The 24,267-nt window shown below is 56.6% G+C and carries 24 protein-coding genes; 9 read left to right on the top strand and 15 right to left on the bottom strand.

The window, feature by feature from the left end; all coding sequences use genetic code 11:
- Nucleotide 1: 1 nt before the first annotated feature.
- From EXW71_RS08410 to EXW71_RS08395, 4 genes are read left to right on the top strand one after another with little or no spacing between them, the layout of a single operon-like run.
- On the top strand, nucleotides 2-925 hold the full coding sequence (locus EXW71_RS08410; protein ID WP_134657875.1) for a hypothetical protein: 924 nt from the start codon (nucleotides 2-4) through the stop codon (nucleotides 923-925).
- Nucleotides 922-1,473: a DNA-binding protein gene (locus tag EXW71_RS08405; RefSeq protein ID WP_134657031.1), complete on the top strand. Its 552-nt coding sequence runs from the start codon at nucleotides 922-924 to the stop codon at nucleotides 1,471-1,473. The genes EXW71_RS08410 and EXW71_RS08405 overlap by 4 nt, the downstream gene beginning before the upstream one ends.
- Nucleotides 1,470-2,174, top strand: a complete 705-nt coding sequence (locus EXW71_RS08400; protein WP_134657030.1) for a hypothetical protein — start codon at nucleotides 1,470-1,472, stop codon at nucleotides 2,172-2,174. Before EXW71_RS08405 ends, EXW71_RS08400 begins: the two co-directional genes overlap by 4 nt.
- Nucleotides 2,147-3,118, top strand: a complete 972-nt coding sequence (locus tag EXW71_RS08395) for a hypothetical protein (protein WP_134657029.1) — start codon at nucleotides 2,147-2,149, stop codon at nucleotides 3,116-3,118. Before EXW71_RS08400 ends, EXW71_RS08395 begins: the two co-directional genes overlap by 28 nt.
- A gap of 199 nt (nucleotides 3,119-3,317) precedes the next feature.
- Here the strand turns inward: EXW71_RS08395 and EXW71_RS08390 are convergent, their stop codons facing one another.
- The 3 genes from EXW71_RS08390 to EXW71_RS08380 form a co-directional block, all read right to left on the bottom strand.
- Nucleotides 3,318-4,361, bottom strand: a complete 1,044-nt coding sequence (locus tag EXW71_RS08390) for a DUF4435 domain-containing protein (protein ID WP_134657028.1) — start codon at nucleotides 4,359-4,361, stop codon at nucleotides 3,318-3,320.
- Nucleotides 4,361-5,536 (bottom strand): AAA family ATPase, encoded by a 1,176-nt coding sequence (locus tag EXW71_RS08385; RefSeq protein ID WP_134657027.1) that lies wholly within the window; start codon nucleotides 5,534-5,536, stop codon nucleotides 4,361-4,363. Before EXW71_RS08385 ends, EXW71_RS08390 begins: the two co-directional genes overlap by 1 nt.
- 884 nt (nucleotides 5,537-6,420) lie before the next feature.
- Entirely contained in the window at nucleotides 6,421-6,636 is a 216-nt protein-coding gene (locus EXW71_RS08380) for a hypothetical protein (RefSeq protein ID WP_134657026.1), read from the bottom strand.
- 760 nt (nucleotides 6,637-7,396) lie between these two features.
- Between EXW71_RS08380 and EXW71_RS08375 the strand changes: the two genes are divergently transcribed.
- Nucleotides 7,397-8,764 (top strand): GAF domain-containing sensor histidine kinase, encoded by a 1,368-nt coding sequence (locus EXW71_RS08375; RefSeq protein WP_256657092.1) that lies wholly within the window; start codon nucleotides 7,397-7,399, stop codon nucleotides 8,762-8,764.
- Between the two features lie 871 nt (nucleotides 8,765-9,635).
- Here the strand turns inward: EXW71_RS08375 and EXW71_RS08370 are convergent.
- The 4 genes from EXW71_RS08370 to EXW71_RS08355 all read right to left on the bottom strand — a co-directional run bounded on the left by EXW71_RS08370 (nucleotide 9,636) and on the right by EXW71_RS08355 (nucleotide 12,093).
- Nucleotides 9,636-9,971, bottom strand: coding sequence for a hypothetical protein (locus tag EXW71_RS08370; protein ID WP_010563783.1), 336 nt, complete (start codon nucleotides 9,969-9,971; stop codon nucleotides 9,636-9,638).
- Between the two features lie 103 nt (nucleotides 9,972-10,074).
- A complete protein-coding gene (locus EXW71_RS08365; protein WP_134657025.1) occupies nucleotides 10,075-10,428 on the bottom strand; it encodes a gamma-glutamylcyclotransferase family protein in 354 nt (117 codons plus the stop codon).
- A gap of 146 nt (nucleotides 10,429-10,574) precedes the next feature.
- Entirely contained in the window at nucleotides 10,575-11,153 is a 579-nt protein-coding gene (locus EXW71_RS08360) for a DUF4337 domain-containing protein (protein ID WP_060756253.1), read from the bottom strand.
- A 55-nt stretch (nucleotides 11,154-11,208) separates the two neighbouring features.
- Nucleotides 11,209-12,093, bottom strand: a complete 885-nt coding sequence (locus EXW71_RS08355) for a LysR family transcriptional regulator (RefSeq protein ID WP_134657024.1) — start codon at nucleotides 12,091-12,093, stop codon at nucleotides 11,209-11,211.
- Nucleotides 12,094-12,186: 93 nt separating this feature from the next.
- On the opposite strand from EXW71_RS08355, the gene EXW71_RS08350 reads away from it, so the two are divergent.
- Nucleotides 12,187-13,155, top strand: a complete 969-nt coding sequence (locus EXW71_RS08350) for an NAD(P)H-binding protein (RefSeq protein ID WP_134657023.1) — start codon at nucleotides 12,187-12,189, stop codon at nucleotides 13,153-13,155.
- Here the strand turns inward: EXW71_RS08350 and EXW71_RS08345 are convergent.
- Nucleotides 13,142-13,498 carry a DUF2784 domain-containing protein gene (locus EXW71_RS08345; RefSeq protein ID WP_134657022.1) on the bottom strand — a complete coding sequence of 119 codons (357 nt, stop codon included), beginning with the start codon at nucleotides 13,496-13,498 and terminating at the stop codon, nucleotides 13,142-13,144. The genes EXW71_RS08350 and EXW71_RS08345 overlap by 14 nt on opposite strands.
- 107 nt (nucleotides 13,499-13,605) lie before the next feature.
- On the opposite strand from EXW71_RS08345, the gene EXW71_RS08340 reads away from it, so the two are divergent.
- Entirely contained in the window at nucleotides 13,606-14,295 is a 690-nt protein-coding gene (locus EXW71_RS08340) for an HAD-IA family hydrolase (protein ID WP_123714285.1), read from the top strand.
- 51 nt (nucleotides 14,296-14,346) lie between these two features.
- Here the strand turns inward: EXW71_RS08340 and EXW71_RS08335 are convergent, their stop codons facing one another.
- The gene (locus EXW71_RS08335) at nucleotides 14,347-15,093 is read right to left on the bottom strand and encodes a 3-oxoacyl-ACP reductase family protein (RefSeq protein ID WP_134657021.1); all 747 of its coding nucleotides are present in this window, start codon (nucleotides 15,091-15,093) and stop codon (nucleotides 14,347-14,349) included.
- A gap of 126 nt (nucleotides 15,094-15,219) precedes the next feature.
- Between EXW71_RS08335 and EXW71_RS08330 the strand changes: the two genes are divergently transcribed.
- The gene (locus EXW71_RS08330; RefSeq protein ID WP_134657020.1) at nucleotides 15,220-16,149 is read left to right on the top strand and encodes a LysR family transcriptional regulator; all 930 of its coding nucleotides are present in this window, start codon (nucleotides 15,220-15,222) and stop codon (nucleotides 16,147-16,149) included.
- A 4-nt stretch (nucleotides 16,150-16,153) separates the two neighbouring features.
- Here EXW71_RS08330 and EXW71_RS08325 read toward each other — a convergent pair whose 3' ends face one another.
- The 3 genes from EXW71_RS08325 to EXW71_RS08315 all read right to left on the bottom strand — a co-directional run bounded on the left by EXW71_RS08325 (nucleotide 16,154) and on the right by EXW71_RS08315 (nucleotide 19,570).
- A complete protein-coding gene (locus EXW71_RS08325) occupies nucleotides 16,154-16,882 on the bottom strand; it encodes an aspartate/glutamate racemase family protein (RefSeq protein WP_123715384.1) in 729 nt (242 codons plus the stop codon).
- 14 nt (nucleotides 16,883-16,896) lie between these two features.
- The gene (locus EXW71_RS08320; RefSeq protein ID WP_134657019.1) at nucleotides 16,897-18,426 is read right to left on the bottom strand and encodes an NCS1 family nucleobase:cation symporter-1; all 1,530 of its coding nucleotides are present in this window, start codon (nucleotides 18,424-18,426) and stop codon (nucleotides 16,897-16,899) included.
- Nucleotides 18,427-18,835: 409 nt separating this feature from the next.
- Entirely contained in the window at nucleotides 18,836-19,570 is a 735-nt protein-coding gene (locus EXW71_RS08315; RefSeq protein WP_123715386.1) for a phosphoadenylyl-sulfate reductase, read from the bottom strand.
- Between the two features lie 150 nt (nucleotides 19,571-19,720).
- Here EXW71_RS08315 and thrH point away from each other — a divergent pair, with 150 nt between their 5' ends.
- Complete coding sequence (thrH, locus tag EXW71_RS08310; RefSeq protein ID WP_123715387.1) at nucleotides 19,721-20,338, top strand: bifunctional phosphoserine phosphatase/homoserine phosphotransferase ThrH; 618 nt, start codon at nucleotides 19,721-19,723, stop codon at nucleotides 20,336-20,338.
- A gap of 65 nt (nucleotides 20,339-20,403) precedes the next feature.
- Here the strand turns inward: thrH and pabB are convergent, their stop codons facing one another.
- Genes pabB through EXW71_RS08295 form a run of 3 tightly spaced genes read right to left on the bottom strand, consistent with a single transcriptional unit; the run spans nucleotide 20,404 to nucleotide 24,266 of the window.
- Complete coding sequence (gene pabB / locus EXW71_RS08305) at nucleotides 20,404-21,747, bottom strand: aminodeoxychorismate synthase component I (RefSeq protein WP_134657018.1); 1,344 nt, start codon at nucleotides 21,745-21,747, stop codon at nucleotides 20,404-20,406.
- A complete protein-coding gene (locus EXW71_RS08300; protein WP_123715389.1) occupies nucleotides 21,748-22,734 on the bottom strand; it encodes an alpha-L-glutamate ligase-like protein in 987 nt (328 codons plus the stop codon).
- The gene (locus EXW71_RS08295; protein ID WP_134657017.1) at nucleotides 22,734-24,266 is read right to left on the bottom strand and encodes an inactive transglutaminase family protein; all 1,533 of its coding nucleotides are present in this window, start codon (nucleotides 24,264-24,266) and stop codon (nucleotides 22,734-22,736) included. The genes EXW71_RS08300 and EXW71_RS08295 overlap by 1 nt, the downstream gene beginning before the upstream one ends.
- Nucleotide 24,267 lies beyond the last annotated feature (1 nt).

Genomic DNA, 24,267 nt, shown 5'->3' with positions numbered 1-24,267 from the left:
CATGACCTGGTCGCCGGTAATAATGCGCTGGCCTGCCCAAGCCACCGAGTGGATGGGCCAGCTGTCGGCTGCCCAGGGCCTGGCCGGCGGTGAGCTGGCCAGCACGGCTAAACGCCTGGCGGACCTCAATGGTAAAACCAGCACCAGCCCAGGGCCGGTGGGTGGTGCGGCAGAGGGCGCAATCGCTGCAGGCCGTGCCGCGCTCGCTGACCAAATGGGCGAGGCTCCGGCGTGCCTGGTGGTGACGCCGTTTCAAAGCGGCATTGGCCAGGGCCGTGGCTATCAGCGTTTTCTGTCAGCGCCGAACTTGCTGCAGCAGCTGGCCGGCAAACTGGTGGATGTGAGCGACACCGGCCGGCCCGATGGCCCCCAGTTCGCCTTGTGCCTGATGTTCCTGGCAACACGCTTTGATCAGTTGGCCAACAGCCTGGAGCGCTTCAATGCCCTGTTGCCCATGCCCGACCTGGTGCGAACCGAACGCCGCGCACGGCACCTGTCGAAGCTGGAGACGGAAAAGTGGGAGATCCCCGCCGCCGGCACGTTGCCGCGTTGGCAGGCGCTGCCCCTGGAGCGTTGCACCGTGGTTAAGGCCGCGCAGCAAACCATGGCCGGCCAGCTCGCAGTCCTGGAGAGCTACGCGGCCGACAGCTCGCCCATGGCTGACCTTACCGCCCTGGCCGGACGCAAGGCCGCGCAGCAGCAGGGCCGTGATCAGCAACTGGCCGACCTGAAAGCCCTGCTGGCCGATGGCAACCCGGACAGCAGCATGCGTGCCCGCCTGATCGGCCCCGGCAAAGCCACCGAGCTACGCCAGGCCCTGCTGGCCGGCGATGCCCCAGGACATGAGTGGGTGCTGTGTGCCGGCGCGCTGCTGGTGGGCTCTGAAAAGGGCTTGAGTTTCGTTCGTGAGTTGGTGGGCCTATGACGCTGCTACTCGACGGGCAAGAAGTGCGCGGGAAGAATCTCAAGGTCACCGGCAATCTGCGCATCGAGAGCGACGATCTGTCGGGCCAGACCAGCAACACTGACAAGGGGCATAAAGGCTTTAAGCCTAAGACCCTGACGGTCAGCCTGATGATTCCCTTCGTCGACCAGGTGCAATTGCGTGACCTGATGCGCCTGGTGGAAGCGACTGAAGGCGGCGGTCAGCTCAAGACCTACCGCATCGTCAACGACACCGCTGCCGCGTTCGGGATGCGTCAGGTGACTTTTACCGAAGGCGTGAGCGCCCGGGAAGACGACAATCTGCGCGCCTGGCTGATCCAGTTCACTCTGACTGAAAAGCTGTCGAATCCTGAGAAAGTCGAGGGCCGGCGATCGGGCAACGCGGTTACCGCGCAGTCCGGTCCAGGCGGGGCAGTGGGTGGCACTGGTGGTACCGGTGGCGACTCCAGCAGCGGGACGGAAGAACTGACCGGCTTTGAGGCCACGCTGAAAAAGGTAGACGGCTGGCTGGGCGGGGCTAACACATGAAGTTGCACAAGGAATTGGCCATCAATGGCGTGCCTTACGTCCTGGTCAAAAACGAAGTCCGGCTGGACGCAAAAAGCCCCGGCCGGGCGACGTTCACTATTCAGGCCCCGGCGCCTGTAAAGGGCCTGGTAACGCTCGATATTGGCTACAACGGCAACACACTGCAGCGACACTTCATTGGCTACGTCGAACGCTCCACCACGGCCAGCAGCACCCAGCAGGTGCTGTTCTGCCGCGAGCTGGCCGCGATCCTGGCCAACCCGTTGCCGCTGAACCTGCGCCACGTCGATCTTCGCGCTGTCCTGGTCGAGATCGGCCAGCACACCGGTTTGCGCTTTCGTGTCCCGGACCGGCCCTACGCCGGCGTTAAGGCGCCGTTCTTCTACAGCCTGGCCGCCGGCTATCAAGCCATGGACAGCCTGGCCCGGGTTTTCAACATCCCCGACTTCATCTGGCAGCAGCAGGGTGACGGGGAGGTATTCGTGGGCAGCTGGACTGACAGCTTTTTTGGCGTTCGCTCGCCGCTGCAGCTGCCGGTGGAGCTGTTCGACGATTACCAGGGCAACCAAAGCGCGATGATTGCGGCCCTTCCCGGGTTGCGACCAGGTGCAACAATCAACCACGAGGAGCGCATCACCAGTGTGGCGCTCATCGACAATCAGATGGCCATCCGATGGACGACGCAATCCGCCGCAGCATAGAACGACAATTCCCTGAACTCACCGGCGGTTATCACTTGCCACGCTTTGCCCGGGTTGTGGCCGTGGCTGACGCCCCTGCCAGCGCCGGGATCTGCGACGACTTCCGTCCACGCTACGCGGTCGACATCGAGGTCATGGGACCGGACGGCGAGCCAGATACCAAGCTGCCGATCCTGGCCGGCGTGCCTTTGCCGCTGCCCACCGGTGGCCAGGAAATGGGCATCTATGCGTTCCCCGAGGAAGGCACCCAAGTGGTGGTGTGCTTTGCCTACGGCCTGCCGCACAAGCCCTATATCCAAACCATTCTGCCCCACGGCCTGAGCATGCCCAGGGTGCCGAAGGGGGATCAGGTATGGCAGCACAGTGAGGCTTGCCAGCAGCGCGTCGACGCTGACGGCAACTGGCTGCGACAAACTGACGGCAGGATCCGCGACAAGGCGATCGAGCGAGAAGTCGAAGCGTTAGGGAATACGGAGACGTTCCAGAATCACACCAGGAAGGTGTATGACCATTCAACCGAGTCAGTGGGTGGTATCAAGACCATCGAGGCGCTGGGCGCGCTTAAGCTGCTGTCCGGTGGATCTGCGAGCCTGGCGGCATTGGATGATCTGCACCAGGCGACCGGGCGTGACTTGAACCAGGTGGTGGGGCAGAAGTATAACGCCACGGTGGGTGGTGATATGGAGGAAAAGATTCATGGACTACGCGAGAGTATTGTTACGGTGAGCCAGCGCCTAGAGGCACCTAAGACTTGGCTAGGGTCTGAGGGAATGAATGTGTTGCAGCTGCTATGCGATTTCCTCGAATTAGTAGCGCAAATGAATCATCAGATATCGGATCACATTCATAGTCCACTGTCAGTTCCACACAATGCAGCAACATTTATTGTAAATTCTATTGCTATTGATGCACTTGCCAAAAAATTGAAGAGTATCACGCTCTAACTAAACGCCTGAGGGAAAGCTTTTGTCATACTATATTTAATACTTAATATGTCTTTATGCTGTGGATAGGGAGCTAAGTATAATTATTTTACGTAGATGGACTGGGTAGGGGGGGCGTAAATGACTTGTTTTCTAAAGGTTTGCCCCAGATCATAGGCAAACCTGTAAATATTAAGTTTGATTTAAGCGTAGGCTTTGCTTAAGCATAAATGGTAGCTAAATTTTCGCGAGTTTTTGATAAAAAGTCTACGTTGACCTCACTAATGCAAAATGCGCCAAACACTAAAGGGCCATAGTCTTGCCAGCTATTATTAAGCTTATTTATCTCCGATCTTGGGTTTTCGTAAATTTTTCTAATTCTCGCTTGGGCTGCTGATTTATGTTTCTTGGATACGCTTGAAAAGACCGCAATCACCAAGTCAAAAACTTTATGTCCTTTGACAAATAGATAGATGTTGTTTGGCGTTATATTAGCTGTTAGTAGTTTCTCTTCGTATTCTGAGTAATCGGCGGTTTTATTTGATTTGATTAGTTCTTGATCAATTAATGTTGTTAAATTATCAAGCTCTGAGCAGAAATCTAAAAAAAGTCTTGTTTTAGTGTAGCTCTTGGTTACGTCTAATGCACCAAGGCTGCCTATCGATGAGTAGAATCTAGCACGTATGCTATTAATTAAATTTCTGTCGTTAGTGTTTACATCAAAGAAATTTAATTTGCTGTAACAAGAGAATAGTCGCGTGGATAGGTCTAGTAGAAATTCAGACGGGGGAACAAATAAATTACGGCAAGGCTGGGATATAATAACTTCAAAGGTGCGATCTAAATGATTAGGTTCAAGAATCGCATTTTCAATGGAGTATACGTTTGTGTAATGTATGAAATCGCTTGTTGGCTTGTTAGGGATATGACCGGCCAAGAAGCTTTTTATAAAGCAGTCATCGCTATCCAAACAGGATATCTGAAGTTCAGAAAGCTCTATATCGCCGTTTTCAATTAAGCTCAATACTCTGTTGCAACCATTTGCGGTCTTGTCGTCAGCAGCTTCTGCTTCATCCGGCTGCTTGAACGTGAACTGGTAGTTCAAGTTATCACTAAGAAATTTCATCCAGAACTTTTTGTCGTCGTCAGCCTCGACCCAGACAATTACAGTTTTTCGTAATGAACCATCGCTATTGAAGTTTGCCTTCTTTTTAGCCCAAGAAGACTTAAACTTAAAGCCATAAGTTTGTTTTTCAAAGTCCATTATATGTCGGCTTCCCTTCCTAGACTTGCCAAGTTAATAACTTGCTCGGAATTGGTGTTGAGCACTAGAGCAGGTGAATGCGTGGCAATAATGAACTGTGTGTTTGGAGCTATTTCTCGAAGAACAGGGAAAAGCATTTCCTGCCATTCTATATGAAGTGACAGGTCCGGCTCATCGAAAGTGAAAATAGCGCGATCTTTGTATAGGTAAGTGATCAGTAAAATTGCAAGCAGGGTTTTTTCACCCTTTGAAAAATCTGACCAGCCTACACAAGTCTCATCTTTAAGTCTCAATAAGAAGAATTTTTTATCATCCCATATTAATGTTCTATGAGTTTGAATAAAAAACCTATTGATCTTGTCAAAAAAATCACTTTTTCCTACAAAGCTGATCCCTTCTTTAGCCATTTTTTCTGCTAACTGAAGTTTTAGCTGAGACTTGACTATGTCAAAGCTTGGTAGTTCGTTTTTCTTATTTTTTTTGAGGTATTCGTCAAACAACTCTCTGAGAGAGTTCTCAACTATATCTTTGGTCAGTTCTGGAATTGACGATCTAGCTACGCTCGATACGAATTCATTGATGAGAATGTATAAAGTCTTGTCGATATTTGGGGCGGAATCAAAGACCAGTTCGTCAAGTTCTCTCTTGTAGCTAAAAAACAATCTGTCATCTATAAAGAGGACGCTCTCTATGTTGTTCCTAAAAGAATCTACATCATTGCCTAGACCCTTAAGTCCCGCTATACAAATTACGTCTAAGCCATCGTTGTCGTTGGCTTTACGCATCAGTTCTGAGTTTTTTTTAGGCGATGTTACTCTGTCTGCTTTAACAAAAATATCTCTCAGATGCTCTTCGGTATTGAGTATTTTTGTGAGCTTTTCGTCATCCCCTTCTTTTGCTGCGAAAGTATTTCTTTCTAGCTTTACGGTGCGCAGACGTATGTCACCGTGTTGGCCGGTAAGCAGGATTTCCGCTACCCATTGATCGTATGGGGTTTCATAATTGTAATCACGAACTAAGGAGATGGACTCATGGATCATATTTAATATTCGAGTTTTTCCTGAGCCGTTATAGCCGGTAAGAACTAGAATATTCTTTTTTGCGTCCACAGAAATTACAGACTCAGCACCTTTTTGCGGTGAGTTGTAAAATGCTAATTTCTTAATTCTGTTCAAGCACTAACCCCAAATAGATTCTTGCGCAGCAATGCAAATGTCATACTATGAGAGACAGTCTGTTGTCCTCACTTACCACCGCAGTACATAAAGTTTCGACTTTAGACTACCTTTTCGAAAAATTCTAGCTCTGGACGCCTTGTTTCTTCGCTACCCATGCCTGAAATACCAAAAAAAGCAGTTTCTTTTCAAGTCAGTCGCTTTCGAAGGGAACTCAATACTATTCATGGGATGCGCAGATCGACAGGCGGGCTGGCTTTTTGCGGGCATGTCTCATGCCTCAGGCTCCATAGAGTATTGCAATTGCAAGGTCAGTCAGGGGGAATTCTTCCGCTGAGCGAGATCTATGGCCTTGCCTTGGTCACCAATAGCGACGCTCAGGCCATATTTGGGTCAGCAACTCAGCCTGCCTTCACATGTCTGTAAATAGGTAGTTCGACATTTTCTTTCCTTTTTATGGAGGGAAGACGAATGGCCCATGCTGATGAAAAAAATCGAATGGAAACCACTTATCCCCCTCCCGCCGACGGGGTTTGCGTCCTTTTTTTGTGCAAGCCCAGATGTAGTGCAAACGAACCGGCAGCCCAGGCGAGCCGGGACGCTCTACGGGCAACCGGCAGTTTCACGGATTGCAAAGATTTGAAGAGAAGTGCAGGGCGGTCGCACAGCGACGTAGCAGGCGATCATGAACGGGGCAGGGTTGGAGGCCCCGGGTTCATTGGTCGAAAGAGAAGAAAATATAGGAATACGGGCATTTTCCGAAATGAGATAGATCTTTTTTCTCACCGTGTGTAGCGGTCTTCGAAGAGGCCGAAAGCTGCCATACGCCACGAAACGTGTGGGCCTCGTCGAGATTGGAACATTTCACAATTTGTCTCGCATCCTTAGCTGGCTCCTGACCTTTTCAGGCGTGCCAAGCCTTGCTTGATATGCCCCGCATTCTCACCGATTGCCTCTAAGGCCCCACGCACGTTTTCAGCTACCTCTGCTGAGCCTTGTTGTTCCAGGCGTAGGGTGATCTCCATCACAGCTGCTTCAAGTGCCAACTGATTCTCATACATCCTTTCAAGCACATCTGAGAGCGAATATTCATGCGCCATATGAAGGTTCCTATAGTGAACTCTCAGACTAGCCTCAAGCTGCAGGATTCGCCTCACAGACGGCTATTTTGGAACCAGGGCTGGGAAAAAGGTAATTTTGGTTAGGTAAGGCTCTATAGCAGCTGCAGCCCAGGTAGTCCGTGGGTTTGAGGTATTACCTCGAGGGGTAATATTTGGTAATGGCAAAGGTAATATTTGCCCAAGTGCCCTGTTTTGCTGGGGATTGAGCTTGTCAGGAATTACCCGAGGAAAAGGTAATGACCTAACCTATAAATTACTAAATTATTACCTTTCTAAATATCTATCAAGCTATTGAAATTAAAGGGTTTTTACCTTTTTTATCAAGCGTATTACCAATATTACCTTTTTCCCATGCCTCAACATAAACCGGTCGGCTTGCCGTTTTTTACCCCCTTTCAACCCTCGCGCACTAACTTGGTGCAAAAGCCATGGGACTGCCATGGGACTGAGAGCGCCGTTTTTTTGGAGAGGGAGCATCGCTGGAGCCCGCGTAAACCGGGTACTTGCATAATGAAAGTGACTTTGCGGGTAGTTTCGAATCTCTCCTTCACCGCCACATTAAGTAAACGCAAACCCCTGATTTTCCTAGAGAAAGTCGGGGGTTTGTGGTTTTTACGTTCAAAAAATAGCGCCATGGGACCAGCATGGGACGGGCGCTTCCTTCTGGTGCGGAGTCTGTGTCTGCCGGATGCGGGCTATCATCGAGATAATTTGGTAAGCGAAGACCAGGCCATTGGTTGTGACCGGCGTTCAGAAACGCAAGGGAAGCGCTACCCGCAAGAATAAAATCAACGCATCACGTATAGCTGGCATTCGTTTAAACCCTTGCTACACGTCGTCGCTGCACAACAGGGCAGCGCGTCAACTCGGACCTTGGTATACGGGCGGCTTTATGATCCACGCAGAACACATGTCCTCAGTGGCAGCAATCCAGCGCATTGAAGCCGTACCCATGATCCTGAGCATGGTTAAAAATCTAACCGGCATGCGGTTTTCGGCCGTTGCCAGGGTCACAGACAAAAAATGGATCGCTTGCGCAGTAGACGACTCTATCGACTTCGGTTTAATGCCAGGTGGAGAGCTAGTGCTTGACTCTACGATTTGCCATGAGATTAGGCAGCACAGAAAACCTGTCATTTTCGGGAGAGCTAGTGCACATACGATTTGGTCTCAACATCATACGCCCCGGACTTATGGTCTAGAGAGCTACGTCTCGATTCCAATTATCACGTCGAATGGTGAATTTTTTGGAACGCTTTGCGCTATTGATTCTATACCTGCAGATCTTGATGACCCGGCGATCACGCAAACTTTATCCTCGTTCGCAAAGCTAATCGCAGCGAGCCTTGACGTTCAGCGCTTGTTAGAAGAATCGAAATTAGAACTGACACACGCTCAGACTGATAAAAAATTGCACGAGCAGTTTGTTGCAGTATTGGGCCACGATCTGCGAGTTCCTTTGAGCGCTATTCGGATGAGCGCAGATTTGTTACAGAGCAAAACGAGCGATGTGAGCCTTTTAAGGCTGATCTCTGCAATACGCACCAGCTCAGTGAAAATGGGCATGCTGATCGAGAACGTTCTTGACATGTCCAGGGGAAGACTGGGTGGCGGTATACCGGTGCGACGCACACTTGTAGATGATTTGAAATACACGTTAGAGATGACACTTGATGAAATTAAGCTTTCACATCCCAGCGCCAATTTAGTTACCTCGTTAGACATTCCTGCCGGAGTCTACTGTGACGTTTTACGTATCAACCAGATGCTTTCGAATCTTGTAGTTAACGCTATTAGCCATGGTTTGCTCTCTGCACCCATAACGGTTATAGCATTCTCAGAAGGGCCTGAAATTGTTATATCTGTTGCGAATCTGGGACCGCCAATTAGCGAAGCGTTGATACCCTTATTATTTCACCCCTTCACTCGCTCTGAAATCGCGGCCAGGGGAGAAGGATTAGGGCTTGGGCTGTACATCGCTTCTGAGATCGCGGCAGCACACAGCGGGCGTTTGAGTGTGGTATCTAACGTTGAAACTGGCACTTGTTTCGTCGCACGCTTTCCTGCCCAGTTAGAGGTAGGTGAGCACATATCAGCGCACCTCTAATTCTAATAACACCGCTTATGTTCAAAAGGCCCCCGCACCTAAGCTAGGTGTGGGGGCCTTTTTTGTGCCGGTGAAAACCACCACCCCCTACAGTGGTTTTACGCATTGAAACCCATTCGGAAAGGAAGCGCCCCATGGGCAGCTACGCAATTGCACGGCATCAATCTTCCTACGCTAGCGCGCCAACGCGTGGAGAAGCATTTAGGTTGTATTGAGCGCGCTGAGAACGACGCCACAGAGGTGCAGCCGTATCTACAAAAGGGCGGGGGCAAGAGCCATATACTGGCTCATGGGTGGGTGAAACTCCGGTTGTCAGAGAGTAGCAACCACACATTGGTCGCCAAACAAAAGGGGGGCAGCTGTACGCAGGTTGGCGAACCGGGACAATCGGAAAACCGGCAGACCCGAAGGTCTCCCGCGCACAGCTACCGTTGAGCAGCTCATTGCGCACAGAGGCATCCCGCATATACGCCATGACGTCTCTGTCGATTATTGTCGAGTCGCCAAACCCGATCGACATGCGAGCGACCGAGCGACTATAGGTTGGGCGATTTTCAAGAGGGAGGCTGATGTTTCTGAACGGAGTGTAGGATTCTGCCTTGATTCCCAAGCATGTGGGATTGGCGTGGGCGTGCAAGGGCTGGGAGTACGAGCGTAAAGGTTACAGGGGCGACCACGCTTGAACGAACTATGTTTTCAGGGCGGCCATGAAGCGGCCTTGTTACATTCCGTGAAAACGCTACCCCTTAATGCCTGTGCCGATGACGCACATCGAAAAGATACTGAGGCTCATGGACCACCCTCAAGGTATGGCCCATGATCCATCGCGCTCGGGCCTGAGCCCTGGCGATTTTGACTATTTCACAATCATTTATTGCGCAGTTTTCAGCTTGATCACATCACCCGAGATCTTGGTGGTGTAACCGCTGAGTACCCAGGCCCAGAACCAGTTTTCTTGCACTTGGGTGTTGATCAACGCATCGCCGCCCTTGGCCTTGATAGCAGCGTCCTGCGCGCGCACGAAACGGCTGTTCTGGCCGATCGGGATAACGCCGAACAGCATGATGCCGGTGGCGCTGGCTTCACTGTGACCCAAAACGGTGTATTGGCTGCTGTCGTATTGCGGGGATTTGATCGCGGTACCGGTGCAACCTGCAAGGGCGAAACCCAGAACTGCTGCTGCAACCACTTTACTGACGTACTTCACTCAATAACTCCATGAACTCAATCCCGGGATCCAATTTCCCAGGGGCGCGATACTCTAATCGCTCAGATGGCAGATTGAAATCCGCCAACCAAAGGTTTCGCTTTCACGCCTGCACGTATACCCAGGCTGTCAGGCCGGATACCAACGGCACCGAGACACGCTTGTAGTCCGACACTTCATAGGCATCCGCGGCTGCCAGTTCCTGCTCACTGATCTGAAAGACCATGCCTTCTACGCTGCGGCCGTTTTCCGTGGTGGGAGCGACGATGGGGTGGTGGGTCTTGCCGCTGGCCGCCAACACAGCGGGATCGGTGATTTCTACCCAGCTTTGGGAGTAGCCCAGCATAGCGTCGTGCTGTCCGGCGAGTTCCCGGCCAAAGTTGGCCAGTTGTACGGCTTTGTCTTGCAGGGTGCCGTAGGAAAAAAGCAGTACGGGAAATTCGGTAGAGTGTTCCATTGATTATCCTTAACGGCTCAGGCGAGCAAGTTTTCGTAGACGTGGCTGTAGGGCCGCTCTTCCGCGATCCTATGGGTTTTTCAGCGCGATTCTACAAAGTTTTGCAGGAGGGCTGTTGGCTATAGAGTCGTACCGCCCGCCTCAGATCAGATATGCAGCCACGCCAGGCTACCCAGCACCACCGCCACACCCGCCGCCGCATAGGACATGCGCTTCAACCACTCCCGCCGCGTCAACAAGGTAATCGCCGCCAACGAAATCGCAATCTGGATCGCCGTCATCGCCTGGGCCCAGCGGTGATGCTGGTGCAGTGCTTCTTCGGATTTCTGATCCCATTCCCGTGAAGTGGCCTCGAGCTTTTCGGCTTGTTTGCGCACTTCTTCCTTCTGGCTTTTGTAGCGCTGCACTTCGTCGTTGTAGTGCGCCGCATCGACGCCGGGGATGTGTGCGGCCAGTTCGGCGAGGTTTTGCCGGCTGGATTTGGCCTGGTAGTAATTCCACTGGTTGGCGGCTTCGGTCTTGATGATGGCGGCGTTGTTCTTGTCCATCGCCGCTTCGCTTTCGGTGGAGCCGGCCTGGTAGCTGAGCATGGCGCCGAGGGTGGCCATCAGCGCGGTCATCACGGCAATGCGGCTGGCGAAATTGTCACCGCGGCCGTGGGCATGTTCGGTGGTGTGTTCAATGTGTTTTTCGTGGGGGCTGGGGACTTCGAAGGCTTCGGACATGGGGGCTCCTGCGCACGGAATGAGGGAAGCTTGATTCTTCACCAGCGAAGCTGTCTCAAACCTGTACGTAACGCTGCAAACCGGTCACCAAGGCATCAAACATTACCCGGCAGCGTGGGCTGTTGCGCAGGTCCTCATGCATGGTCACCCAGGTGTCCAGTTTGAGCGCGAAAACCTGCGGCAGCACTCGGCGCAGGCGCGGATCGCGCTTGGCCAGTTGTACCTGGCAGCCACCGATACCGGCACCGGCCCGGATCAGGGCCAGTTGTGCCAGGTCGCTGTCGCTGCTGAGGGCGAAGGCCGTGCGTTCGAAGCCCTTGATGGCCAGGCTGCGGATAAAGGCGTTTTCCTGGTCGAAGCCGATCACCGAATGGTTGGCCAGGTCTTGCATGTGAAGGGGGACGCCATGTTGTTGCAGGTAATCATCGCGTGCGTGCAGGCCCACTTCTATCAACCCCACGCGCCTTGCCAGCAGTTGCTCCTGACTGGGCCGGACCATGCGCACGGCGATGTCGGCTTCCAGTTGCAGCAGGTCGCTGAGGCGGTTGGTCAGTACCAGTTCAACCCGCAGGTGTGGATGCTCATGGCGTAACTGGGTGATGATCGGCGGCAGCACCTCCACACCGACGACCTCACTCGCGGAAATCCGCACGACACCGCGCACCTCGTCGCCGTGGGAAGAGGCGGCGCGCTCAAGGGCAGCTGCGGTGCGTTCCATGGTTTCGGCGTGGGCGCGCAAGGTGTGAGCGACCGCCGTCGGCAGCAGTCCTGCCGGTGAACGCGTGAACAGCACCACGTCCAACGCAGTCTCCAGCGCAGCGATATGCCGACCCACCGTAGGCTGCGTGATGCCGAGCAGCCGCGCGGCCCCCGACAACGATCCTTCCTTGAGTACACCCAGGAACGACCGGTAAAGCTCCCAGCCAATAGTTGATGCCATGCATAAATGTATAGCGACTGGTGGGTCTTCGACAATTCCTCTATAGCAGGGCCGGTAACAGAATGCGCTCAACAACCAACGTGGGAGCGTGTGATGAGCAAGGTTCTGGTAATGGGTGCAACCGGCGGCATTGGTGGCGAAGTGGCGCGGCAACTGGCGGCGGCGGGTTGGGACGTGCGTGCGTTGACCCGGGATGTCGACAAGGCCCGACGTCAAAACCCTGGCCTCACCTGGCTCAAGGGTGACGCACTCAATCGCCAGGAAGTGCTGGCGGCGGCGCGTGGTTGTGAGGTGATCGTCCATGCGGTCAACCCGCCGGGCTATCGTAATTGGGCCGGGCTGGTGCTGCCGATGATCGATAACACCATCGCGGCGGCTATCGCCGAGGGCGCGACCATCGTGTTGCCGGGCACGGTGTATAACTTCGGGCCGGATGCGTTTCCGGTGTTGCACGAGGATTCGCCCCAGCACCCGCAGACGCGCAAGGGCGCGATTCGTGTGCAATTGGAGCAACGTTTGCTGGAGGCCTCCCAACAGGGCGCGCGGGTGCTGGTCGTGCGTGCCGGGGATTTTTTCGGTGCCCGCGCGGCCAACAGCTGGTTTTCCATGGGGCTGCTCAAACCGGGGCAACCGGTTACCAAAGTAAGTTATCCGGGCGCACGTGGCCTGCTGCATCAGTGGGCCTATCTGCCGGACGTAGCGTGCACGATGGTCAAGTTGCTTGAGCGCCGCGCCACCCTGGAGGCGTTCGCCAGTTTTCACATGGCCGGCCATGTCGATACCGACGGCACGCAGATGAGCGCGGCCATCCAACGCGTGGTGTTACGCAGGACGGGGCGCCTGCCCCGCGTGAGAGCGTTCCCATGGTGGTTGTTGACGTTGGCGGCGCCCTTCGTCGTCACCTTCCGCGAGATGCAGGAGATGCGTTACCTCTGGCGCACGCCGCTGCGCATGGACAACCAGCGCCTGGTCGAGGTTCTGGGCAAGGAACCTCACACGCCGTTGGAACAGGCGGTGGAGGCCACATTGGACGACTTGGGCTGCCTGCCTAAGCGCGCCTGATCAAGCGCGCGTACACGGTGAGGTTGATCAGCACCACGACCGCACCCAGTACCCATTGAATGTTCGCTGTCAGGCCCGCGGGATAGATCAGCGTGAGCAGGTAGTGCTCGATGAAGCCGGCGCCATAGCCCTCTTGCCCGGCGAGGTGGCGAAACAGGTTTTCCCAGCGGGTCAGCGGGCAGGGCATGTGCAACACCTCCACTGCGATTCCCCAGGCTACGGCGGGCAGGTGCAGCCACATTACCCAGCGCCATTTGAGGGCGAGCAGGCCACCGAACAGCACGAACAGAATAAAGCTCAGATGGAACAGCACAAGGCTGTCGGCAGCCAGACGGTAGAGCATTGCAGGCACTTCCAAAGAAAAGGCGCACAGTCTAAAGGGTTGCCTGCCGGCAAGCGTGGCCGTTATTGTGCTGAATCCTTTTAGTCCTTCCCCCAGGTTCTGTTGTGATGAATGCACCGCATACCGCTGTCGGTCCGATCAAGGCCGTGATATTCGATATGGACGGGTTGTTGCTGGACACTGAAGGCATCTACACCGAAGTGACGCAGATCATCGCCGAACGCTACGGGCGTACCTATGATTGGGGCATCAAGCAGCACATTATCGGTCGCGGTGCCCAGGACCTGGCCGATTACGTGGTCAAGGCACTGGACTTGCCGATCACACCGGCTGAATTTCTGACCATCCGCGAACCGTTGATGAGCGAGCGGTTCCCCAAGGCTTTGGGCATGCCCGGTGCCGAAGCGCTGGTACGGCATTTGAAAGCACACAATATCCCGATCGCGGTGGGCACCAGTTCGTCACGCAATTCGTTTGGCCACAAGACCACGCTGCACCGCGAGTGGTTCGGTTTGTTCGACACCATCGTCACGGCCGATGACCCGGAAGTCGGCGCCGCCAAACCCGCACCGGACATCTTCCTCACCGCCGCCCGCCGCCTGGGCGTCGCGCCCGGGGATTGCCTGGTGTTCGAAGATTCGCCGTTCGGTGTCACGGCCGCCAAAGCCGCCAACATGACCGCCATCGCCGTGCCGGATGAAGCCATGGCCGACAGCAAGTACCAGCATGCCGACCAGATCATTCGCAAACTCGCGGACTTTGATTTGGCGGCTTATGGTTTGCCACCCATGTCTTGAATAAGCACAGTCAAAACAATAGGGGAGGAGCGGTGCTCCTCCCGCAGTTGCTTAGGCGCTGAAACCACCATCGATGCTCAGGCTGGCACCGGTGATATACCCAGCCTCCGGCCCTGCAAGATAAGCCACAAAGCTGGCGATTTCTTCCACATGCCCATACCGTCCCACTGCCATCAGCCCCATCAGACTTTCCGCAAAATCACTGTCCGCCGGGTTCATATCGGTGTCCACCGGCCCAGGCTGTACGTTGTTGATGGTGATGCCACGCGGTCCCAGGTCCCGCGCCAACCCTTTGGTCAGCCCCACCAGCGCTGATTTGCTCATGGCATACGGCCCGCCGCCGCCAAACGGCATGCGATCGGCATTGGTGCTGCCGATGTTGATCACCCGGCCGCCTTCTTTCATGTGTTTGGCCGCTTCCTGAGTCGCGATAAATACGCTGCGCACGTTGATTGCCAGGGTTTGGTCGAAATCTTCCAGGGTGAAATCCTCCAGCGCCCCGATGGCCAGCACGCCAGCGTTGTTCACCAGGATGTCCAGGCCGCCGAAGGCTTCGACGGTGGTGTTGACCGCCTGGCGTATCGCCGTGGCGTCAGCGCTGTCGGCATGAATCGCCAAGGCTTTGCCGCCTTCGCTGATCACACTGTTCTGCAAGGCTTGTGCCTTGGCGGTCGAACTGACGTAGGTAAAGGCGACGGCTGCACCTTGCGCGGCGAGGCGCTTGACGATGGCGGCGCCGATGCCGCGGGAACCGCCTTGAATCAAGGCGACTTTGCCGCTGAGGTTTTGAGTGGTCATGTCGATCTCCGAGCTGTTCAAGGCGGGATGCCTTGGTGTTGGAGCCGAGTATCGACCTCAGCCATCCAGCCCGGTAGACCGTGATTGCTATAGTCTGTGTAAACCAAAAGTTTAGAGTGGGTCGATATGGAGAGCTTTGGCAGTATCGAATGCTTCGTGCGCAGCGCTGAAGGCGGCAGTTTTGCCGAAGCCGCCCGGCACCTGAGCCTGACCCCGGCCGCGGTGGGGAAAAGTGTTGCCAAGCTGGAGGCGCGCCTGGGGGTGCGCTTGTTCCAGCGCAGCACGCGGCGCCTGACCCTGACCGAAGCCGGCAAGCGGTTTCTCGAGGAAGTCAGCGCCAGCCTCACCACCATTCAAAACGCCGTGGCCAACCTGGCCAGTGCAGAAGGGCGCCCGGTGGGCACGCTCAAGGTCAGCATGGGCACGGTGTTCGGTAATCGGTACATCGTGCCGTTGTTGGGCCAATTCATGCAGCGCTTTCCGGATATCAGCCCGGACTGGCATTTTGATAATCGCCAGGTCGATCTGATTGGCCAGGGTTTTGACGCGGCTATCGGGGGTGGATTCGAACTGCCCCAAGGGGTGGTCGCGCGCAAGCTGACGCCGGCTCATCGGGTGCTGGTGGCTGCGCCGGGCTACCTGGCACAACGTCCGCCAGTGTTGCTTCCCGAGGATTTGGCGTGGTGCAGCGGCATCTTGATCCGTTCACCGCAAACTGGCCGCGTGCGCTCCTGGCAACTCACCAGCCTGGAGCGCGAGCATCGCCCACTGGTGCTCAAGCCCGGCATGACCATGAGCGACTCCGAAGCGGCCTGTTGCGCCAGTGCCCAGGGTTTAGGCATTGCGCTGGTGAGCATGCCGATGGCGTTGCCGTTCCTCGACAGCGGTGAAGTGGTGCGGGTATTGCCCGATTGGTACGTTGACGACGGCAACATCTCCCTCTACTACGCCGAACACAAACTGCTGCCCGGCAAGACCCGGGCATTCGTGGATTTCATCATCGAACAGTTTGCCGAGCAGGGCTTGGCACGGCAGTTCAGCGCGCTCCCACAGTAGACCTTCAGCGTCCGGACCTGCCTGGCCAGCCGATCACCTTCTTCGGCCGCGGCGTTGCATAGGTCCTGATCTTCGACGTCGACAAACCGAGTCGCACCAGCGATTCGGCGATCGTCACCGCCGCCGTCACGCCATCCACTACTGGCACGCCGGTGCGCTGGCGAATCTGTTCATCCAGCCCGGCCATGCCGCCGCAGCCCAGGCAGATCACTTCAGCCTTGTCCTGGCTGATGGCCAGTTCCGATTGGCGCACGATGGCTTCCATCGCAGCCAGCGGGTTTTCTTCCAGCTCCAACACCGCCATGCCACTGGCCCGCACCGAGGCGCAACGCTGGTACAAGCCTGCGAGTTTCAGGCGGTCTTCGATCAGCGGCACGGTACGGTCCAGGGTGGTCACCACCGAATAAGCGTGGCCGAGGAACATCGCGGTGCTGGCGGCCGCTTCGGTGATGTCCACCACCGGCACATTCAGCAACTCCTGCAAGCCCTCGCGGCCGTGCTCGCCGTAACCGGCCTGAATCACCGCGTCGAACGGCTGGTCGTAGGCCATTACCCGATCCATCACGGCAATGGCCGCCAGATAACTTTCAAAATTGCCTTCCACTGACTCTGCTCCGAAGTAGGGCGTGAGCCCGACGATCTCGGTGCCGGGCGAAGCCACGGCTCGCGCTTGTTGAGCGATGGTGTCGGTGATGGATTCGGTGGTGTTGACGTTGACCACGAGGATACGCATGGAATGTCCTTGCATTAGTGACTGACGTTATCGACTGCAATGCTCTCGCCGCTGACATCGGCGTAGAACGGTTGGCGCTTGGCGATCAGCAGGTACAGCAGCCCTGCAATACCGGCGCCAAACAACCAGGAAAAGGGGGCGACGCCGGAAAAGCCGGGTAACAGCGCCAGCACAATCGCGATCACTGCCGCAGGAATGAACGCCGCTACTGCGCGCAAATTGACCCCATGGCTGTAGTAATAAGCGCCGTTCGGATCTTCGCTGTACAGCTGCAGCACATCCACCTGGCTTTTACGGATCAGCCAGTAATCGACCATGATCACCCCGTACAACGGTCCCAACAGCGCGCCCAGGCCCGAGAGGAAATACACGATCACCAGCGGGCTGTTGTAGAGGTTCCACGGCAGGATCAGCACCGCCACGGTGGCGGCGATCAGCCCGGCGCGACGGAAGTTCAGGTACTTGGGGGCCAGGTTGCTCAACACGAAGGCCGGAGCGACGAAGTTGGCCATGATGTTCACCGCCACGGTGACGATTAGGAAAGCCAGGCAGCCCAGCACCAGGAAGAACGTATTGGGAATGGCGGCGATGATTTCGGTGGGGCTTTCGATCACCCGGCCATTGAGTTGGAACTGGCCGCCGCACAGCAGCACGGTGATCGCGGCAAACACCAGGATGTTTACCGGCAAGCCCCAGAAGTTGCCCACCAGGATGGTCTTACGGCAGGGGGAGGAACGGGCGAAGTCGCAGAAATTGAGGATCAGCGTGCCGTAGATGGCCAGCCACAACGCGCCACCGGCAAAGATATTGCGCCACATCTCGCCGCCGCTCAGCGGCTCGCGGATCGACCAGGCGATGCTGCCGCCGACCTGGAAGTACATCCAGCCGGCCAATGAGGCCACCGTCACCAGAATCACCGGCCCGGCGAAGGCTTCATAACGGCGCACCATTTCCATGCCATACGCCAGGATCGCCAGTTGCACGAACCAGATGGTCACAAAACACACCCAGCCCAGGGTCGACAGGCCAAGGATCGAGTTGTGGTCATAGTCGGCAAACCCTGGATGAATCGCCGACAACAGTACGCGGAAAACCACCGACGCCAGGTAGGTCTGGATACCAAACCAGGCAATCGCAATGACGGCCCGAATCAACGCGGGAATCTGTGCGCCATGGATGCCGAAGCTGATACGGCTGATCACCGGAAACGGCACACCTGTCTTCTGGCCCATAAACCCCGACAGGTTCATGAAAAAGTACACCAGCGCCGCGCCGATGCCCAGGGACAACAGGATCTGCCAACCACCGAGCCCCAACGCATACAAGCCGATGGCAAACGAATAGTTGGCGATGTTGTGCACATCGTTGGTCCACAGCGCAAAGATGCTGTAGCGCCCCCAGCGTCGACCTTCGGCCTTGGTGGGCGCCAGGTCCTTGTTGTGCAGGCGTGGGCTGAGGACCAAGGGACCGGGGCTGATTGCCTCGGGGTTCAGGGCGGAGGAGGGCAGATCCAGTGCGATGTTGTTGGAAAGACTTGTACGCATTCCGGCAGGCTCCAGCGCATCTGCGAGCGAGCCGCGGATGGCAAAGTGTATGTATATTTTGTATTTATTGTATACAAAACCTATTTCACCTTAAGCCACATGCGTGCCAGTTTTCGCTCTATGAAAACGGCGGATAATTTCTTTTTTGCAGGTTCATGGAATAACTAGCTGAATTTAAAGCGATATAAACTGACCGTTTGAACAGCTATTTATTTTTCTGTGGGAGAGGATTGGTACGAGACGGGAAATGGCGGATGGATAGAGGTGTTACGTTATGGTGCTGATCAAGAAATACTGCACACATAAATGGCACCGATGGTTACATCTGTGTGTACACATTCGGCGGCCAACACGAAACCAATGTGGGAGCGAGCAGGCCCGCTCCCCACCGAGTTGGTCGTACCGCCCCTCAGGCCTTGCTGATGATATTCCCGGCATGCAGCCCGCATTCCTTCTGCGTGGCTTCCTCCCACCACCAGCGGCCTTCGCGCTCGTGCTGGTTAGGCAATACGGGACGGGTGCAGGGCTCGCAGCCGATGCTGATAAAACCGCGCTCATGCAGGCTGTTGTAAGGCAATTCCAACATGCGGATGTAACCCCAGACCTCCTCGCTGGTCATCTGGGCCAGCGGGTTGAACTTGTACAGGGTGCGCTCCGGCGTGGAAAACGCGCTATCGATTTCCAGCGCGGCCACCTGGCTACGGGTGCCGGGGCTCTGGTCGCGGCGTTGGCCGGTGGCCCATGCCCGCACGCCTGCGAGTTTGCGGCGCAGCGGCTCGATCTTGCGCACGCCGCAGCACTCGCCATGGCCGTCCTTGTAGAAGCTGAACAGACCCTTTTCCTTGACGAAGGGCTCAAGCTTGCTCTGGTCCGGCGAAATCAATTCGATGTCGATCTTGTAGAACTCGCGCACCTGCTCGATGAACCGGTAGGTCTCCGGGTGCAGGCGGCCCGTGTCAAGGCTGAACACCTTGACGTTCTTGTTCAGCTTCCAAGCCATATCGACCAGCACCACATCCTCGGCACCGCTGAAGGAGATCCACAGGTCATCACCGAACTGGCTGAACGCCAGCTTGAGAATATCCTGGGCGGATTTGTTGGCATAAGTCGCGGCGAGTTCGGCGACGTCGAAGGCTGGGTTCATCAGGACGGTTCCTACAGGTCAGTGGCGCTGAGCGCTCTATAGGGGGGTGATGGTATCAAATCCACCCTGCGTTGCGGCGACGAGCTTGAATCGCTAGAGTTCGGCAGTCCTTTTGCTCGCTCAACCAATAACATCCAATGGGAGTGTCTTGTGGAAATTGCCTGTCTTGACCTGGAAGGGGTGCTGGTTCCGGAAATCTGGATCGCCTTCGCCGAAAAAACCGGTATTGAATCCCTGCGGGCCACCACCCGCGACATTCCCGACTACGACGTGCTGATGAAGCAGCGCCTGCGTATCCTTGACGAGCATGGGCTCAAGCTCGCCGACATCCAGGAAGTGATCGCCACGCTCAAGCCGCTGGACGGCGCCATCGAGTTCGTCAACTGGCTGCGCGAGCGTTTCCAGGTGGTGATCCTGTCGGACACCTTCTACGAATTCTCCCAACCGCTGATGCGCCAGCTGGGCTTCCCGACCTTGCTGTGCCACCGTCTGATCACTGATGAGAACGACCGGGTGGTGAGCTACCAACTGCGCCAGAAAGATCCCAAGCGTCAGTCGGTACTGGCCTTCAAGAGCTTGTACTACCGCGTGATTGCCGCGGGTGATTCCTACAACGACACCACCATGCTGGGCGAAGCGGACTGCGGGATCCTGTTCCACGCGCCGGAAAACGTGATGCGTGAGTTCCCGCAGTTCCCGGCAGTGCATACGTTTGAGGATTTGAAGAAAGCGTTTATCAAGGCGTCGAATCGGGCGTTGAGCCTGTAGGTTATTCAGCGTGCCCAAGGGTTCTATCGGGAGCGAGCTTGTTCCCGATAGAGCCGGTCCAGTCGTTACAACGCTTCCAACGTCTGCAGCAGCACGCGCACCTTCGTCAGCGACTCCTGATACTCCGCTTCCCACTGCGAGTCGGCCACAATCCCACCGCCACCCCAGCAGCACACCTGCCCATCCTTGACCAACAGGCTACGAATGGCGATGGAGCTGTCCATCTCGCCACGCACGTCCAGGTACACCAGCGAGCCGCAGTACAAGCCGCGGCGCGTCGGCTCCAGCTCGTCGATGATCTGCATGGCGCGGATCTTCGGGGCGCCGGTGATGGAACCGCCGGGGAAGCTGCCGGCGATCAGGTCGAGGGGATCTTTGTCGTCGGCCAACACACCCGTGACGCTGCTCACCAAGTGGTGCACGTTGGGGTAGCTTTCCAGGCTGAACAACTCCGGCACTTTCACCGAGCCGGTGCGGCAGGTGCGGCCGAGGTCGTTGCGCAGCAGGTCGACGATCATCAGGTTTTCGGCGCGATCCTTGGGGCTGGCCAGCAACTCGGCAGCGTTGGCGGCGTCCTCTTCGGGCGTCAAGCCACGGGGGCGAGTGCCTTTGATCGGGCGGGTTTCGACCCGGCGTTCGCTGATGTGCACGAAGCGTTCGGGCGACAGGCTCAGGACCGCGCCGTCGTCCGGCAGGCTCTGGAAACCCGAGAAGGGGGTCGGGCAGGCTTCGCGCAGCGCGCAGTAAGCGGCCCACGGGTCGCCCGCGCACGACGCCCGGAAGCGCTGGGCAAAGTTGACCTGATAGCAGTCGCCGGCCTGGATGTAATCCTGAATGCGCACGATGGCCTGCCGGTAAGCCTCGGCGGTGAGGTCGGGCGCCATGGGGCCCTGCAGTGTGAAGGTCGCCGGTTTCTCGGCCACCGGCTGACCGAACAAGCTGATCAACCGTTGTCGCTCGCTGTCGGCCAGGGTCGGATGAAACACAAGCTGGCTGGTTTGCACCTGATGGTCACTGATCAACGCCCAGGCATACAGGCCGAAGCGCGCGTCCGGCAGGTGTAAATCATCCGCCGCAAGGTGTGGCATTTGCTCGAGATGCCGGCCAAAGTCATAGCTCAGGTAGCCGATCAGCCCACCGGCAAAGGGCAGCTCATAACCGGCAGGCAGCTCTGCCCGACCTAATTGCCCAAGATTTTTCCGCAAGCGCTGCAGGAAGCCGTCACCACGTTCGTCAGGTAATACCGTCAACGTCGCTTGGGGCCACGCGCTGAGCAGGTCATACCGCCCACGCTCGGCCGCCGGTCGGCCGCTGTCCAGCAGCACGGCGCCTGGCGCGTGGCGAATCGCCGCAAAATACTCGGCGGGGTTGGCCCGGTAGGGCAGAGGGTGTACGGAACAAGTCAGCATTTAGCCTTCAACCGGTGGAATATGCCCAAACATTTCCTGCACGAACTGCACCCGCTCCTGCGGGGTTTCCACCACGCCGGCTGACTTCAATGCTTCCAGCCGCGCTTCTACCGCATGGGTACGCAGGGTCAGCCCGCAGTCGTTGGCGATCTGGATATTCAGCCCAGGCCGGGCATTGAGTTCAAGGATCAGCGGGCCTTTTTCCTGGTCCAGCACCATGTCCACGCCGATGTAACCCAGCCCGCACAACTCATAGCAGCTGGCGGCCAGTGACATGAAGCCGTCCCAGTAGGGCAGTTGTACGCCGTCCACTGCATTCGTGGTATCGGGATGTTTGGTGATGATGTTGTTCAGCCAGGTGCCGCGCAGGGTCACGCCGGTCGCCAGGTCGACACCTACGCCGATCGCGCCCTGGTGCAGGTTGGCCTTGCCGCCCGACTGGCGAGTCGGCAAGCGCAGCATGGCCATGACCGGGTAGCCCATCAGCACGATGATGCGGATATCCGGCACGCCTTCGTAGCTGATGCTTTTGAAGATTTGGTCGGGCACTACGCGGTATTCGATCAGTGCGCGGTCGCGGTGGCCGCCCAGGGAGTACAGGCCGGTGAGGATGCTGGAAATCTGATGTTCGATTTCCTCATGGCTGAGCAACTTGCCGGATACCGTGCGGTAGCGCCCTTCAAAGCGGTCGGCCACCACCAGGATGCCGTCTCCGCCGGCGCCCTGGGCCGGCTTGATCACGAAGTCGCTGCGCCCATCGAGGATCTCGTCGAGTTTGTCGATTTCCTTCTCGGTGGAAATGATCCCGTACATTTCCGGCACATGGATGCCGGCAGCGATGGCGCGTTCCTTGGTGAGGATCTTGTCATCCACAACCGGATACAGGCTGCGCTTGTTGTACTTGAGCACGTAGTCGGCGTTACGCCGGTTGATGCCCATGATTCCCCGTGCTTCCAGGGCCTTCCAGGTTTTCCAGAGGCCGAACATTATGAATCAGCCTTGAGGAATGCCTTGAAGCGCACCAGTTCGGTCAGGCGATAACCGCGATAACGCCCCATGGCCAGCATGAAACCCACCAGGATCAACAGGATCGCCGGGAAGGTGAACACGAAATAGATCAGTTCCGGCACGCTCATGATCAGGTGCGCCAGGGTTGCGGCGAACAGCGTGCCGATCGCCACTTTAAACGCATGGTTGGCGCCGCGTTCTTCCCAGGTGATCGACAGCCGCTCGATGGTCATGGTCAGAATCACCATCGGGAACAGCGCGACCGACAGCCCGCGTTCCAGCCCCAGCTTGTGACTGAACAGGCTGATGGCCGCAATCAGCACCACGACGAAGGTCAGCACCACCGACAGCCTCGGCAGCATCTGCAATTTCAAGTGTTCCAGGTACGACCTGAGGGACAGGCCCAGCGCCGTGATGATCGTGAACAGCACAATGCCGAAGCCCAGTTGCGTCTCGCGGAACGCCAGGGCGATCAGCACCGGGGTGAAGGTGCCCAGGGTCTGCAGGCCGATCAGGTTGCGCAGGATCAGAATCACCAGCACGCCGATCGGGATCATCACCATGATCATGAAGGTCTGCTGGGTTTGCAGCGGCAGGCCGTACAGCGAGTATTCGAGGAAGTTGGCGTCGGTGTTCTCATCGGTCAGCTTGGCCAGGCGAATAGCGTTCATTTCGCTGTTGTTCAGGCTGAAGGTCACGGCCGCTTTCTTGCCGCCCTCTACCGTGATCAGGTTTTCATCGCCGGTCCACCACAGCAGGCGGTCGGCCGGCAGACCCTGTTCACCTGTTTCCGGGTTGAAGTACAGCCAGTCGTTGCCATTGAAGCTGCGCAGCCACAGCTCAGGCGTTTGCGGTTGGTCAGCCACCAGGCGGATGGTGTGCACCTTTTCGATCGGCACATGGGCAATCGACAGCAGCAGTTCGACGATCCGGGCCTTGTGCGGTGTCGACGGATCGCCGGCCAGCAGCAGTTTCACGTTATCGTCGTTGAGGTTGTTGGTGCGTTTGATGGCCTCGCCGATAAATGTCTCAACATCGGCCGAGTGCTGTCGGATCGGCGCCAGCAAGGCTTCGGCGGCGATTTTTTCCGGGCCGTCCACGGCAATGCTGTCGCGGAAGGTCGGGCCCTTGACCTTGACCTTTTCGCCGCTGTAACGCTTGGTCAGCACCAGGCGGTAATACAGGGTCTGCTTGCCCTTGGCCCGGCGTGCCGACCAGGTCACCTTGCGGTTGCCGTCGGTGCGGTTGACGCTCACCCCATAGTTGTTCGAGATGAAGCTTTCATTGAGGCTGACGAAGTCGCGGCTCAGCGGCGGCACGAACATCGAGATTTTCACCGGGTCCTTGGGGCTGGCGACGAACTCGACCTTGGCGTCGATGTTCCACAGGTCGTCGGTGGCGTCCTCGGTCACGGGGATACCCAACACGAAAATCTGGTAGGCGGTAACCGAAATGCCCAGCACCACCAGAATGGTGATCAGGATTTTCAGGTGCAGGGTCAGAGAGCGCATT

It is taken from the genome of Pseudomonas sp. BCA17 (assembly GCF_004519405.1).
Taxonomy (GTDB): domain Bacteria; phylum Pseudomonadota; class Gammaproteobacteria; order Pseudomonadales; family Pseudomonadaceae; genus Aquipseudomonas.
This window is presented reverse-complemented; position numbering and strand designations above follow the sequence as displayed.

What these genes read in the sequence shown, in the direction of transcription:
- EXW71_RS08410 (WP_134657875.1), top strand. Translation starts at nt 2, where the DNA reads ATGACCTGGTCGCCGGTAATAATGCGCTGGCCTGCCCAAGCCACCGAG.
- EXW71_RS08405 (WP_134657031.1), top strand. Translation starts at nt 922, where the DNA reads ATGACGCTGCTACTCGACGGGCAAGAAGTGCGCGGGAAGAATCTCAAG.
- EXW71_RS08400 (WP_134657030.1), top strand. Translation starts at nt 1,470, where the DNA reads ATGAAGTTGCACAAGGAATTGGCCATCAATGGCGTGCCTTACGTCCTG.
- EXW71_RS08395 (WP_134657029.1), top strand. Translation starts at nt 2,147, where the DNA reads ATGGACGACGCAATCCGCCGCAGCATAGAACGACAATTCCCTGAACTC.
- EXW71_RS08390 (WP_134657028.1), bottom strand. Translation starts at nt 4,361, where the DNA reads ATGGACTTTGAAAAACAAACTTATGGCTTTAAGTTTAAGTCTTCTTGG.
- EXW71_RS08380 (WP_134657026.1), bottom strand. Translation starts at nt 6,636, where the DNA reads ATGGCGCATGAATATTCGCTCTCAGATGTGCTTGAAAGGATGTATGAG.
- EXW71_RS08365 (WP_134657025.1), bottom strand. Translation starts at nt 10,428, where the DNA reads ATGGAACACTCTACCGAATTTCCCGTACTGCTTTTTTCCTACGGCACC.
- EXW71_RS08360 (WP_060756253.1), bottom strand. Translation starts at nt 11,153, where the DNA reads ATGTCCGAAGCCTTCGAAGTCCCCAGCCCCCACGAAAAACACATTGAA.
- EXW71_RS08355 (WP_134657024.1), bottom strand. Translation starts at nt 12,093, where the DNA reads ATGGCATCAACTATTGGCTGGGAGCTTTACCGGTCGTTCCTGGGTGTA.
- EXW71_RS08350 (WP_134657023.1), top strand. Translation starts at nt 12,187, where the DNA reads ATGAGCAAGGTTCTGGTAATGGGTGCAACCGGCGGCATTGGTGGCGAA.
- EXW71_RS08345 (WP_134657022.1), bottom strand. Translation starts at nt 13,498, where the DNA reads ATGCTCTACCGTCTGGCTGCCGACAGCCTTGTGCTGTTCCATCTGAGC.
- EXW71_RS08340 (WP_123714285.1), top strand. Translation starts at nt 13,606, where the DNA reads ATGAATGCACCGCATACCGCTGTCGGTCCGATCAAGGCCGTGATATTC.
- EXW71_RS08335 (WP_134657021.1), bottom strand. Translation starts at nt 15,093, where the DNA reads ATGACCACTCAAAACCTCAGCGGCAAAGTCGCCTTGATTCAAGGCGGT.
- EXW71_RS08330 (WP_134657020.1), top strand. Translation starts at nt 15,220, where the DNA reads ATGGAGAGCTTTGGCAGTATCGAATGCTTCGTGCGCAGCGCTGAAGGC.
- EXW71_RS08325 (WP_123715384.1), bottom strand. Translation starts at nt 16,882, where the DNA reads ATGCGTATCCTCGTGGTCAACGTCAACACCACCGAATCCATCACCGAC.
- EXW71_RS08320 (WP_134657019.1), bottom strand. Translation starts at nt 18,426, where the DNA reads ATGCGTACAAGTCTTTCCAACAACATCGCACTGGATCTGCCCTCCTCC.
- EXW71_RS08315 (WP_123715386.1), bottom strand. Translation starts at nt 19,570, where the DNA reads ATGAACCCAGCCTTCGACGTCGCCGAACTCGCCGCGACTTATGCCAAC.
- pabB (WP_134657018.1), bottom strand. Translation starts at nt 21,747, where the DNA reads ATGCTGACTTGTTCCGTACACCCTCTGCCCTACCGGGCCAACCCCGCC.
- EXW71_RS08300 (WP_123715389.1), bottom strand. Translation starts at nt 22,734, where the DNA reads ATGTTCGGCCTCTGGAAAACCTGGAAGGCCCTGGAAGCACGGGGAATC.
- EXW71_RS08295 (WP_134657017.1), bottom strand. Translation starts at nt 24,266, where the DNA reads ATGCGCTCTCTGACCCTGCACCTGAAAATCCTGATCACCATTCTGGTG.